Here is a 13004-nt window from a genome sequence, read left to right as displayed (position 1 = left end):
TCCTCATTTTGAAACTAGAAACAAAGCACTAGTTTCAAATTGAGGAATTTTTATCTATAGCCGCCCCGTTTTAATTCGGCAAAATAGATGCCTCTTTTACATAAAAAGCATAAACCCCTTCTTTCTCCTCAACGGCGCTTTTATCACAGATCAATAGGCTATCCTTAGAAACCTCTAGTTCTATTCCATTTATTGTATACTGATTAGATGCTCCATTATTCCTATAGGGGTAGCGATAATGCCAATAAATTGGATTTTTAAGATCCAAATAATTCATCTCTCGCCTGCTATAAAAAATATTGGCTAAACAGAGGCTTGCGCTATAATGTCCCGCTTTTTTGGGAATCAAACCTATCTTGAATTTCCGATCAACCGTACTTTCAAAAAAAAAATAAACGTATACAAAATAATCGGAAGTCCTTGTCACCTCCCCTATTCCAGTATACGTATCAAACCAAGGAGTTGCATCTTCCACAAGAGTGCTGTCTTTTTTGTGGCTAAGTAATTTAAAGTAAAGGGTATAGTTTTTAAGCTCAAAAAAATGGTTATTATTTTTATCGAATAAGAGATGGTATAAATCTTTTTCATACCATATCGTGTCTCCTACTGAAAAGGTATCTTGAACGGGCATTGTCAACTGAAAATCAAAACTATAAAACAAATCAGCTCTCCTATTTCTTAAACTACAAGCTACAACGACCAACAATAGTAGCAACAAAGCATATATTTTAGACATTATAATAACATTAACAAACAAGCTTAGAAAAACTCTATGCTTGCTTTCATGAATTAATAGCCATATTCTTTTGATAAAGTATTAATGGCATTTCTTTGACTAGGATGAAAATTAATTAGTGCATCTTTTACCTCATGAACTAACTCAGGGCTGTTTGTAGTTAAGGCTGAAAAAATTTCGACATTGGTAAAACCTGATACACTATCTTTTACAGGATCGGGAATATTTAATGGGGGACCATTATGGGTTTGATCGTCCATTAAATCCCAATACAAGCCTTTTTTCTAATCCTTTACACAAAAGGCGTAAGCTCCCTTTGTAAAATGTACAGAATCTACACTACAAATTAAGAGACTATCATAAGGAGAATATTGGCATATACCATCTACTAAATAATGATTGCATTGCCCATTATTGGTAAACGCATAAGTGTCAGGCCATAAATATTCCCAACAATCCGTATCTCCTATATTTAAATCATTATTTTCTTCCTTATCAATAAAAACATTAGCTAAACGAATAGAAGAATCATAACAGCCTTTTTTCTTAGGAATTAAGCCTATTTTAAATCGCTTTTCATTAATGCTTTTAAAATGAAAATGGGTATAAACAAAAGAATTGACCTCTTGAGTTACTGTCCCTATTTCTGCATAAATATCAAATAAATGAGTTGCCCCATAAACAAAATTCGTATCTACTTTACTAGTAGATAAATTAAAAAAAAGTTCATAGTTCGTAAAATCAAAATAGTTACCACTATTCTTATCCAATAATTGATTGGGCAAATCCATTTCATACCAGATGGTATCGCCTATAGAAAAAACATCGTTAGGAGTGACAGACAGAGGAAACTCAAAACCATATTCAATATAACAACCTGAATGTCTTTTCCCACAAGCAGCAGCCAAAGAAAATAATAATAGAAAAACATATAATTTATACATCACAATAACATTAAAAAACAAGCTTAGAGTTTTTCTAAGCTTGTATGATGAATTAATAGCCATACTCTTTATATAAAGTATCAATGACATTTCTTTGATTAGGATGAAAATTAATTAGTGCATCTTTTACCTCATGGACTAACTCAGGACTATTGGTCGTTAAGGCTGAAAAAATTTCAGCATTGGTAAAACCTGATACGCTATCTTTTACTGGATCTGGAACATTTAATGGTGGTCCGTTATGTGTTCGATCGTCCATTAAATCCCAATACAAGCCCTTTTGCAACCAATATAAATTCTGATAATAATGATTATGAGGGTTATCTTCTTCGGATTTTCGATAAACAAACCGTTCTCGTTCTTGCTCTTCAAAAGCTGAAAATCTAGAAGAAACTTCATTATTTCGACCATAATGTAAATCCGCAAAATAATTACCAATATGATAGCCCCACGATTCAATTAAAGCACATCGTTCATAATCTGTAGTCCCCTTAAGACCATAACCTCCATTGGCTATAATTCGTTGAATATTGCCAACCCAATATTCGTTTTTATCCGTCAAGGCGTAATAATGAGCCGCATGCCCGCATTCATGATAAATCGTTTCTTTTACCTTATCTGATGTAATTCGAGCTTCTCGCCCTCCATACTGATAAATTATATCAGGTAAATTAGCCAACATGTGGGTTAAAAACAAAGGCATCATTGTCCCTACCAATGCCCCCGTACCTGGCAAAAACATATCCACTAAGCCCATGGTCGTAAAACCAGCCGTTGTGCCTACAAAACTAAAACCTCCTGCAATCGTCATCCCTGCTCCTGGGCTTGTTCGCATAATATGAGATAACATGGGAGCAGAAGCCGCACCTCCTTCATTCATCAACATAATATTCAGATCAGGAGCAGCAGGTGGTAGCCCTTCCTGTGCAGCATACCAATCGTATTCATAAACCGCATTATTGGTTAAGGAAGCAAACCAAAGCATTCTGTGTAGGCTGCTATTGTCAGTATGCCGATGATGTCGAATATTTAAGTTGTTATAACCTGAAATATGAATGCCTAAATTCTGAACAATGGGATGCCCAAACTCTGCAATATACAAATCTCTTAGACCACTTATTTTGAGTCGATTGCTTTCGTATTTTAAAAAACCTTGAATAGGACCAAAATAATTAAAGGGAATGTACCAACAGCCCTCATTGGTGGTCCAAACACTTCTGCCTGTAAACCACAGATCCCGAATGTAGATTTCTACATTTTTCACTCCTTCCCAACCCAATTGGGTGTCTTCTACTCGTACACAGCCCCCAGGTTTGCTGCCAAAAACGCTGATTGGACAATCGCAGCGATTACTTGTCGTGCCTCCTGTATTGGTCGGTAAGCCTGTAACGGTGGCATTGTGCAAACAAAAAGGCCATAAAGGTCCCAGCCGACAAGGAAGCCCAAAGGGCTGTATGGTGCCACCATTGGTTGTGGTTGTTCCATCACAATCCACATCATCCGCTAGACAATTGGGATAATTGGGACAAGTAGGCGCACAAAAGTTGACTAGCTCATTCTTCGCATTGTAATAATCATTGCCTGTACGGCGAAAGGCTTCTGCGGTTAAAAAAGAAGAATAAGGGGCTAAGACCAATTCATCAATAAGGGTATAAGCGACTCCTACAGGAAATTGAAAGTCGGGTTTAACCACTGCATATTGATAGGTGATTGCTCCTGCTGGAAGACTTGGATCGTGGTAAAAGTTACCTGCTTGCTCGATCTCATATTCCAAGGGAAAATCAAATAAATGAGGATCATTTTCGTTTATGTCGTTGTTGGCTACATCATAAGAATTGATGGCTTCTTGTAGTACTTTAAATTCCTGTGGGGTCTTTGGATGAAACCGAACGTACCAATGCGTAGCAGGCAATGCGGTTTCGCTATCGGAAGGGTACAATTGATTCCATGCGGCGGTCATATTGGCGACCGTATAAGGATTAACTCGCTTGGCACCAAGGACGGTTTGCTCAACGGTTGCGTTTAAACTTCTTGCTCCTACTACGGTTGGAGGTAAAGATGGCGTTTGAGTAGTGTTGTTGTGCATGGATAGCTTTTCCTTTTGGCAGCCCCAACAGCTCAAGGACAAAAAAAGCAAAAAAATGCTTTTTTGAAAAATTGGGTGATTCATAAAAAATAAGTTGAATGAAAAAAATAGAACTAAGACAGGAACAATGCTTTAACAAGCGGGGAATTTGCTCCTCTATAAGCAATTCTATCACTTTTTATTCTTTAAAACAAAAATATGATTATTTTTCATACAACACAACATAAAACACTATAAAAGACTGTAAATCAATTTATAAAACTTATTTATTTTATGCATTTTTTTTACTTCAACAGATCACTCTGCCCCATAAAATATTAGTGCTAGGTATATTTTATACCTAGCACTAATATATGCTCTTACTGCTTTATTGAGGTAGGCAATTAGAAATGCAATAACTTAATATTGTCCAGATAAACTTTAGGAGCAGCGTCTAGACTAGGGTGTTTTAAAGCTCTAAAAACAACAGAATATTCTGTTGCCTGAGTCCCATAGACTTCGTTTGTTAAATTAAAATAGAGCTTTTTCCAAGTATCCGATGGATTTACTCCCCCCTTGTACAATATTTCTGTATTGCTCGCACCATAATGAGCAATCAAACCAACCTCAACATAGGTAGTTGTTTTGCAATTTAACTCTATATAAACAGGTGAAGAAGCAACAGAGCTAAGATTGTAATAACGGGTAGAAGTAGCTACTGTACAATCTAAATTGGCACTATCTAGTACCATCAAACCAGAATAATTACCTTCAAAAACCTCTGTATTTTGATGAATCATCTTTGTATTAGGGTTTTTGTCCAGATCCTCATTAAAAATAGCCTGATTGGGATTTTCAAAATCTTCCACCAGTATAATATGCGCATTCGAAGCATATTTTAGCGTTGGGCGGAAGGTGTCTATTTTTCCTGATTCTAAGACTAGATTAGCAACATAAGGTTCATAAAATGGATAAATTGCTCTTGTATTCGTAATTCCATTATCCTTGATCCCTCCTGATATTCTAACGCTATTCGTTGCAAAGTTTTCATCCAAGATAGCAGGAAAAGTAGTAGGAAGATTATTGGCTCCCAATTGCTGCCCATCTACACTGATCCATGCATCTACAATATCATAAGAAGAACTGCCCTGTCCTTGTGCGGTATCTGATTCAAAAAAAATATTTTCAACATAAATATAAGCTGGTTTCGAGGGGTTATTATCTTTTATACAACTCCCCATTGCCACCATAATTATTAATCCCAATACCTGATAAAACTTAATCATATTCTCTTTTGTTTTTTTGCAAAAATATTCTTTTACCTGAGATATTCAAAGAATACCGCTAATTAGCCTTTGTTTCAAAAAGGTCTTTAATAAAAATTGTTCTTTAGACCTTCTCTTTCACCATAAATCGAGAATGAGTTTGTCCAAGAACCCTAAGTTTAGATGCTTTAATTTTATAATTGGGAAACGTCTATCTTATAAGATGGGGTCAAAAGTCAAAAGGTTGGGTTGAGTCGCTACTTTTTTATTAAAAAACGAATGGCTATTTCAACATTCTAAATCACTTGTAACAGAACAAAGCTTGATAATCATTTTACAACGTATTAAGCTATGGTTTTAAGGCAGACCTATTTTTCTTTTTTTTTCTTTTTTTATTGACCCGTTTACCAACAAAAACTCGTTTGTCAATAAATTCATTTTTTATACTATAAGCATACTCTTTTAAGATCTTTCGATTCCAGAAGTATTTAAATTGATACCGATGTACCATGCCTTCATAGGCCTCTATCGCATTCAATCTATTTCGAACAATAATTCCAGTAGTCGGATCTCGTTCTACTTTATCCCTATAAAAGCGTACTTCGATTAAATCCCCCCGTTCGTTGTACTTAAAAATGCAATAGGTTGCATTTCCTTGTTCATAATGATAGGCATCTCGCACCCAACGTAACGGTTTTTGGTTTTTATTGTAAAACTTAAAAAATTTTTTCAAGAACATCACCTTTCTATGCACCCCTCGTTCATCCTCTGCGGCAGTTCCGTCCAACCTAAAACGTTCCCAATTAAGCAAGTAATAATTTCTATATTTTGATACAATTTTATGCGTTTGAGTGCTGTCTTCTATTTTTTCACCTTTCTCATTGACATAAATTTGAGTTTGGACAAGTGTATCCCCGCTTCTTGTCTCAGTGGTTTTCCATTCTTGTGCCATGCCATAACTACAGAGACTACATAAGAATACCAATAGGGCTTGTTTCATACTACAATTATTTATAAAAAGTGGCTGCATTTTCAACAACCCAACCTACACAGCACACAAAAGGCTGTTTTATCACACAATACATTGTTTTTGTAACAGCATATCATGAGAACAAAAAATACAACCATTAGGAGACATAAAAAACGCATGCAAACCCAAGGATTTGCATGCGTCAATCTATCAAAATCATAGTTCGTTAATCGTTGAATCTTGTCTAAAGAAACAAAAAGTATTCAGCCATTAAGCGAGCTATTTCGTTAAATTATTTAAAATTTTAACTCTAGTCCTAACATACCATTAAATCCTAACTGTCGATAAAGATACCAACGTTGATTTTGATTGTGAATGATATTATTTAGATCTACAAATAAGGCGAAATTAGGCGATACTTGATAACGAGCACCAAAACTAAAATCGTACAATCCTTGCAATACTTTCACTGTTTTGTTCTCATCTAAATAAGGCACACCAGCATTGATAAACAATTCTGCTTTGAGTGAAATGTAGTTGCTCTCTTTTCGACCGCCCTTCTTTGGCTTTTTCTTTTTCCCATTCAAGAAAATGTCATAGGTAACAAAGAAATTACTTTCAAAGGTGGGCAAATGGAATGCCTTTTCGAAGTTTTTAGGCGTATAAATGTTATATCCTAAGGTTCCTCCAACTACTAGATTTTTCAACAATCTAAAATCCAAGGTTCCTCGCACAAAGATAATTCCAGTTGTATCATATACAGGACGAAAACGAGAAAATTGACTTAAAGTATCTGTATCGTTCATAAAATAAGGCAAGTTTTGAGTCAAAGCATATCCTGCTTTTACATCATAACTAATCTTTTTGATCGATCCTTTTAAACCTCCGTATAGTTCCAAATAATTGGTGTGGTGCAATTCTGGATTAGACACCAAAAATCGATTGTAATAAGTCAACGAACGGAAACTATTCTGACGCACCTGCCCTACTGCTCCAATATATGGGATAAACGCACCTTGGGCAATCGTATAAGAAAGCTCAACATCAGGATGGATAAAAAACTTCGCTTCATTTACCCCTAAGTTTACCCCCAATCTAGCTTTGAAATTCCCTGCATTCACCGTAAAGGTAGGGTGAAAATAAAAGAGTACAATATTTTTAGTAGCCGTATTGGTGATGCTATCGATTGTAATTGGCGTATCCTTAAACCCTAGATAATTCATCCCTAAATCAATGCGCAAAGGATGTCTCCCCTTGCGCTTGCCAAACCATTTTTCAATCATTACATTAGGCGTAATGCTAAATTCGCTAGAGCCAAAAGCATCGCTGTAACTATAAAAATCAATATCTCCTCGATAGTTAAAGTTTGCTTTATTCGATTTACCATTAAATAAATTGATATTCCCCTTTATATCTACAAATCGCTGGCGCATGCTATCCTCACTAATAGTGTAAGTCTCTAAAGAGTCCGTAAAACCATAAAATCGATTGGTATTAAAATTAAACTCAAAGTCCGCTCCTATCGCAATATTCTTTTCTGTAAAATAAGTAACATTGGCATCAAAATGTGTTTTGGTAAAACTCTGGTTGGGCAAATACCCTTGGATAACAGAATGATGCTTTGCATTGACCCCAAACTTTAAATTTTGGATGTTTTTATTGTAATAAGAAAGTTCCACCAAAGGAGACAAAGGATAACCAAATCCAGCCTTAGCATAAAAGTTATAACTCTCATTCGCTTTAGCCCTAGGCATTGCCAAAGGACGAATAACAGGGGCAGGATAAGGCAAACCCAACAAATGGGTTGGCACAACATAACTCAAATTTTTATTTGAATTGGTGTCTAGTTTTGGTAAATGAGGAGTTGCTTCAAACTTTTTACTTTTTGCCAATTTAGCACGAAAAGGTTTTAAGAACTCCGTTTGGGTATCGTCTACAATTTGTGCCGTTGCTAGTTGACTAGCTCCTAGTAATAAACACAAACCAATTATTTTATTTATATAACTCATCGTTTTTAGTTTTATGCGCTAAAGATTATCATTTTTGATCCACTAAGCCAAAACTACTGTTCTGAACTTTTAGTGGTAAAAAAAACAAAGATTCAACTCCCCTTAATTGCTGGATTAATTTTCTTCAATCATTTCCAATTCCCCATTGGGGTTTTCTCGCTTAATCTTACTGTTGCTTTTTTCAGCATCAATGACACGTTGTAATTTCTCTTTGGCTTCATTCAACAAGTCTTGGTCACCATCATAGTTATCTACAATAGATTGCAAGGTTGCCTTAGCCTGAAACAAGTTATCTTGCTCTGCATAAATATCTGCCAAAAGAATAAAGCTTTTTACCAACCAGTAAGGATGACCTGGAATTTCCTTGTTGTTTTGGAAACACAAGTTCATTGCTTTGTCCAAATCTCTCTTTTGGTAAGTGATATAAGCTCTCCAATATCTAGCTTCTGCCGAATGCACATCGTCTCCAGACAAATCAATATTCTTTTGGAAGGCAGCCAAAGCTCTATCATAATCTTTTTCTACCAAATAAGCCTTACCAATAAAATAATTCGCCTCTGCATGGTCTTGTGCGGTAGCTCTAGCATTTTGGATCAATCGTCCTGCTATTTGAGGTAAATTCTTAAAATCAGAAGCATAAAAAGCGCTACGCATCCCAAATTGTTGTGCTTCAAATAGTAACTCTTCTGTGGTAGCGACCTGTTCTAGACGACCATAATATTTCATGGCCTCTGCAAAATTTTGAGTGCTATAATAAGTAATATTAGCCGCACGATGATTAGCGGTTTCAGTATAAGAAGAAGTTCCTTGATCTGAGATATAAGCATAGTCCATAATGGCTTCTTCATAGCGTTTCAAATCAAACAAGGCTTCACCACGATTAAAGTGCGCTTGTGTGCTATTCATACCAGCAGGAAAACGATCTAGATAACTCGTATAGCTCGCCACTGCTCCATCCCAATCTGCATTGTTAAATTTGATTTGAGCAGCAATAAACATCAATGAATCTCGCTCAAATTCTCCTACATTATAACCTTGTACCGTGTTTACAAAATTAAAATAGCCATCAGGGTTGCCATCTTCTATATAGATTTCTTTGATGGCTGCCAAAGCATCCTTAGCCTCATCACTCTGTGGATCTGTTCTAAAAACGCCTTTGTAATAATTCAGAGCTTCTTCGTGTCTTCCCATAGAATAAGCAATCAAGCCCAACTTTAACAAAGCTTTATTGGTCATATCGCTATTGGGATATTCCTGCAACATTTTTTCGTAAGAGATGATTGCCAAATCTTTTTTATTCATATTAAACAAGGTGTTCCCCTTGGCATAATAAGCATCATCTGCATATCTAGAAGCAGGATAATCTCTGATAATCTTATCCAACAAAGCAATTTGAGAAGTATTGTTATTTTGTAGGTTATGAATCAGACTAAGCTGATACATAGCATAGTCTTTATTCGGATAGTTTTTATTGATAACAGTATTGTAATACCCCTTTGCTTTTTCATAACTTCTCAAAAACAACAAGCAGTCCCCTGCACGCAATAAGGCATCAGGATAAACAAAGTTTGTTACATACTTATCATTGTAGGTAGGCAATTTTTTTCGAATGGTCTTCACTGCATCCTTAAAGTATCGAGAGGCATTTCCGTAGTCATTTTTCTTAATGTACGAATATCCCATGCCATAATAAGCAACCCCTATAGAAGAGTTATCGGGCAAATAATTAACCGTATTAGCTGTAGTGATAAACTTGCCATATTCATCGATACTAGGATCAAAAGCATTCTTTTTAAACAACGTTTCTGCTTTCCAAAAATAAGCCAAGGCTTTGGTTTCTGTATTGATTCCCTGTTTTAATGATTCATTAAACAATAGAATAGATTCATCATATTTGCCTGCATTGTATCGTTGAACGCCTCTAAAATAAGCCACTTTTTGATGGGTTTCTTTCATCTTCTGTGTCTTATTGGGCATCTTGCGTAAGGTAGCTAGCGCCTTGTCATAATCTCTTGTATTTAAGAATACTTTTGCCATCAAGTTTTGAGCTTCATTATAATAATCTGAAGTAGTAGCAATGCTCTGCAAAGCAGAAATAGCATCGTTATCAAAACCCAGTTCGTAAGAAAGTTTAGCATAGTTAATCAAAGCATCTTCTTGCAATACAGGATTAAAATTCTTTTGGCTCGCTTTCTGAAAAGCCTGTCTAGCCGCTGATTTATCTCCCGTCTTGAGCAAACAATCTGCCATATTATAAAGGGCACTTTGTCCCAACTTATCATTGAGTGCATTGAGCTGCTCAAAGTTTTTGATGGCTTCTTTGTATTTTCCTACCTTATATTGTGTGTAGCCCAACTGATAAAGTGCTTCCTTGCTCACCTTTTTGGTTTTACTCACATAAGTATCCAACAATGGCAAGGCTTTTCGGTATTGTCCCAATTCAAAATAAGACTGTCCAACCAATTGAGATACTTGCTCACGCTCACGGATAGAATTGTCATTAATCAAAGGCTTTCCTTGTTTGATAACCTCCTTATATTGTTTTTTGGCAAAATAGATTTGACAGATGTAAGAAGGAACAATCTTTTTATAGCGACTCGATTGTTGAGCATTTTCAAACCCTTTTAATGCAGCGTCATAATTTTTATCAAAAAATTCTGTGATCCCATAATAATAATTAGAAGGATAATAATACTGCGTTTTGGATTCCTTTATTTGTTGAAATAAGGTCTTTGCTTTTGGGAATTTTTTCTTGACAAAATAGCAATACCCTAGCTTAAATTTTTTCTCTATAATTTCTTCATTGCTCAATTCTAATGCCGAAACTTCACTCAAATATTTGATTGCAGCATTGTAATCTCTTTGATCGTAATAATAGTTTCCTAAAGCCAAACCTGCACGAGTAGCAACAGCACTCGGTTCGTTTCTCTCCATAAAATACAACAAACGCTTTTCAGCATCGGGTTGCCCAAGATACAACGCTGATAATCCTGCATGCAATTCTGATTGTAAAATATACATGGGTACATCGGTATCCTGAAAAAGATTTGCTGCTCTAGTAACTTTATCAAACTCATCTAAGGCTTGACCGTACAATTTTTGGTTGTAAAAATGCAAACCCCGCTTGTAATCTTTTTGATAATCTCTATAAATAGCAGATTCTTGTGCCCAAAGTAGTGTACTCGTTGTCAATATTATAAGGGCAATAAAATATTTTTTGATACTCATTCCTATGGATTTATTTGTTTCTTAGATTAAACCGTAGTCACTTTACATCACTATTTATAATGAATAAATCAACTGGGTGGTATAATGAGGCAAATATAATAATATATAATGAAGTTGTAGAACGTTCTAGTTCCTTAAGTATTCAATTTTATAGCTTTGAAATTACAAATTAAGCAACACAAAGTATAAATTATAGAGTCCTTAACACTTTATTCACTTATTCTTGAGTTAGAACAAAACTACCTAGGTTTATAGGTGCATTTTTTCAATTTGAAGCTCGGTTTTAAATTAGCCAATTGACGGTAAGCTATAAACGTACCATAGGCAAAATTCTTATGTAGCTATCACAAAAAAATCCCACTCAGTTATTGAGTGGGATTTTTATATCTAAATAAGAAAGCTATTATTAAGCTACCTCATCTTTATCGTCATAAACTTCAAACTTAACAGCAGCTGATACTTCTTTGTGCAAAGAAACAGTAGCGGTGTAAGTTCCCAACATTTTAACTTCTTCAGGAAGTTTGATTTTCTTTTTGTCGATTTCAACACCAAAAGTATCTTTTAATGCATTTACCAACTGAACATTAGATACAGAACCAAAGATTTTACCACTAGTTCCCGCTTTAGCAGCGATTTTAAGTGTTTTGGTAGCCAATGTAGTTGCCAATTCTTTAGCTTCGTCCAATATTTTTTGTGCTCTTTCTTCTTGTTGAAGAATTTCTTGCATCAAGCTATTTTTGTTTGCTTTATTAGCAACAATAGCCAATCCTTGAGGGATCAAATAATTGCGAGCATAACCAGCTTTTACAGAAACCAATGCTTTGGCCAACCCGATGTGCTCAACATCTTTTAATAATATAATTTCCATGATTTATAGTCAGATTATCAAGATTCGAAAAATAATAGATAAGAATTAAGCTTCTTACTTATTTCAAATTATCTACTACATAAGGTAGTAAACCTAAGTGACGAGAACGCTTAACAGCAGTAGCCACTTTTCTTTGGTATTTCAATGAGTTACCAGTGATACGACGAGGAAGAATTTTTCCTTGTTCATTGATAAAGTTCATCAAAAAGTCAACATCTCTATAATCAATTGACTTAATTCCGTAACGACGGAAACGACAGTATTTTTTACGTTTTTGACCGATCTTAGGATTGCTCAAAAACTTGATATCTTCTCTAGTTGCCATAATTTTATAGCTTTTATTTAGTCCCCTAAACTAGTAGGGCAATTTTTTTAATAATTTTTAAGAATCTAAATCAAGATTAAGCAGTTGCCTCTTCTTTAGTATCAGCAGATTCTTCTTCTTTTTTCTCAAATTTTCCAGCACGTTTGTCCAAGTTGTATTGAGCTCTATGCTTGTCTACTTTGATCGTCAAGTAACGTAGTACATTGTCATCACGACGGAACGCTAATTCCATTTTGTTGATAACATCTCCACTTGGAGCTTTGTACTCTAGCCAAAAATAAGCTCCAGAAGAACGCTTATTGATGGTGTAAGCTAATTGTAGAACGCCCATTTCGTCAAGATGTATAATCTCACATCCCTCACCTTTGAGGAAGTCGACATACATTTGAGCTGTCTGTTTGATTTCATCACCTGACAGCGCGGGATTGATGATGAATGTTGTTTCGTATTGTCTCATTACGATTTAAAATTTTATATGTATGGTTTACAATTAAAAGTTGCTTGGTTTTTTGGTGGTAAAAAAGTACTTTTGAAATACTACTTTAAGTGATCCAAAAAATCCTAAGCGGCTGCAAAAATAAAATTAAATCTTGA

General features: G+C 35.2%; 11 protein-coding genes. All 11 read right to left on the bottom strand.

Annotation, left to right across the window (positions count from 1 at the left end; all coding sequences use genetic code 11):
• Positions 1 to 70: 70 nt before the first annotated feature.
• On the bottom strand, positions 71 to 736 hold the full coding sequence (locus AsAng_RS02785) for a hypothetical protein (protein ID WP_264791256.1): 666 nt from the start codon (positions 734 to 736) through the stop codon (positions 71 to 73).
• 53 nt (positions 737 to 789) lie between these two features.
• A complete protein-coding gene (locus tag AsAng_RS02780) occupies positions 790 to 996 on the bottom strand; it encodes a hypothetical protein (RefSeq protein WP_264791255.1) in 207 nt (68 codons plus the stop codon).
• Positions 997 to 1020: 24 nt separating this feature from the next.
• Entirely contained in the window at positions 1021 to 1680 is a 660-nt protein-coding gene (locus AsAng_RS02775; protein ID WP_264791254.1) for a hypothetical protein, read from the bottom strand.
• Positions 1681 to 1732: 52 nt separating this feature from the next.
• Positions 1733 to 3850: a hypothetical protein gene (locus AsAng_RS02770; RefSeq protein ID WP_264791253.1), complete on the bottom strand. Its 2118-nt coding sequence runs from the start codon at positions 3848 to 3850 to the stop codon at positions 1733 to 1735.
• A gap of 299 nt (positions 3851 to 4149) precedes the next feature.
• Positions 4150 to 5031: a hypothetical protein gene (locus AsAng_RS02765; RefSeq protein WP_264791252.1), complete on the bottom strand. Its 882-nt coding sequence runs from the start codon at positions 5029 to 5031 to the stop codon at positions 4150 to 4152.
• Between the two features lie 328 nt (positions 5032 to 5359).
• The gene (locus tag AsAng_RS02760) at positions 5360 to 6010 is read right to left on the bottom strand and encodes a hypothetical protein (RefSeq protein ID WP_264791251.1); all 651 of its coding nucleotides are present in this window, start codon (positions 6008 to 6010) and stop codon (positions 5360 to 5362) included.
• Positions 6011 to 6276: 266 nt separating this feature from the next.
• Complete coding sequence (locus AsAng_RS02755) at positions 6277 to 7989, bottom strand: TonB-dependent receptor (protein ID WP_264791250.1); 1713 nt, start codon at positions 7987 to 7989, stop codon at positions 6277 to 6279.
• 114 nt (positions 7990 to 8103) lie between these two features.
• Complete coding sequence (locus tag AsAng_RS02750) at positions 8104 to 11217, bottom strand: tetratricopeptide repeat protein (protein WP_264791249.1); 3114 nt, start codon at positions 11215 to 11217, stop codon at positions 8104 to 8106.
• 406 nt (positions 11218 to 11623) lie between these two features.
• On the bottom strand, positions 11624 to 12085 hold the full coding sequence (gene rplI / locus AsAng_RS02745; RefSeq protein WP_264791248.1) for a 50S ribosomal protein L9: 462 nt from the start codon (positions 12083 to 12085) through the stop codon (positions 11624 to 11626).
• Between the two features lie 58 nt (positions 12086 to 12143).
• Positions 12144 to 12410, bottom strand: coding sequence for a 30S ribosomal protein S18 (gene rpsR / locus AsAng_RS02740; protein ID WP_319993637.1), 267 nt, complete (start codon positions 12408 to 12410; stop codon positions 12144 to 12146).
• 76 nt (positions 12411 to 12486) lie between these two features.
• Positions 12487 to 12867 carry a 30S ribosomal protein S6 gene (rpsF, locus tag AsAng_RS02735; protein WP_264791247.1) on the bottom strand — a complete coding sequence of 127 codons (381 nt, stop codon included), beginning with the start codon at positions 12865 to 12867 and terminating at the stop codon, positions 12487 to 12489.
• Between the last annotated feature and the right edge of the window lie 137 nt (positions 12868 to 13004).

Source organism: Aureispira anguillae, from assembly GCF_026000115.1.
Lineage (GTDB): Bacteria > Bacteroidota > Bacteroidia > Chitinophagales > Saprospiraceae > Aureispira > Aureispira anguillae.
The sequence above is the reverse complement of the archived record's forward strand: the minus strand, read 5'-3'. Positions and strand labels throughout refer to the sequence as shown.

Bases quoted from the DNA above. Each gene is read 5' to 3' on its own strand.
- AsAng_RS02785 (WP_264791256.1), bottom strand. From the start codon at position 736: ATGTCTAAAATATATGCTTTGTTGCTACTATTGTTGGTCGTTGTAGCT.
- AsAng_RS02780 (WP_264791255.1), bottom strand. From the start codon at position 996: ATGGACGATCAAACCCATAATGGTCCCCCATTAAATATTCCCGATCCT.
- AsAng_RS02775 (WP_264791254.1), bottom strand. From the start codon at position 1,680: ATGTATAAATTATATGTTTTTCTATTATTATTTTCTTTGGCTGCTGCT.
- AsAng_RS02770 (WP_264791253.1), bottom strand. From the start codon at position 3,850: ATGAATCACCCAATTTTTCAAAAAAGCATTTTTTTGCTTTTTTTGTCC.
- AsAng_RS02765 (WP_264791252.1), bottom strand. From the start codon at position 5,031: ATGATTAAGTTTTATCAGGTATTGGGATTAATAATTATGGTGGCAATG.
- AsAng_RS02760 (WP_264791251.1), bottom strand. From the start codon at position 6,010: ATGAAACAAGCCCTATTGGTATTCTTATGTAGTCTCTGTAGTTATGGC.
- AsAng_RS02755 (WP_264791250.1), bottom strand. From the start codon at position 7,989: ATGAGTTATATAAATAAAATAATTGGTTTGTGTTTATTACTAGGAGCT.
- AsAng_RS02750 (WP_264791249.1), bottom strand. From the start codon at position 11,217: ATGAGTATCAAAAAATATTTTATTGCCCTTATAATATTGACAACGAGT.
- rplI (WP_264791248.1), bottom strand. From the start codon at position 12,085: ATGGAAATTATATTATTAAAAGATGTTGAGCACATCGGGTTGGCCAAA.
- rpsR (WP_319993637.1), bottom strand. From the start codon at position 12,410: ATGGCAACTAGAGAAGATATCAAGTTTTTGAGCAATCCTAAGATCGGT.
- rpsF (WP_264791247.1), bottom strand. From the start codon at position 12,867: ATGAGACAATACGAAACAACATTCATCATCAATCCCGCGCTGTCAGGT.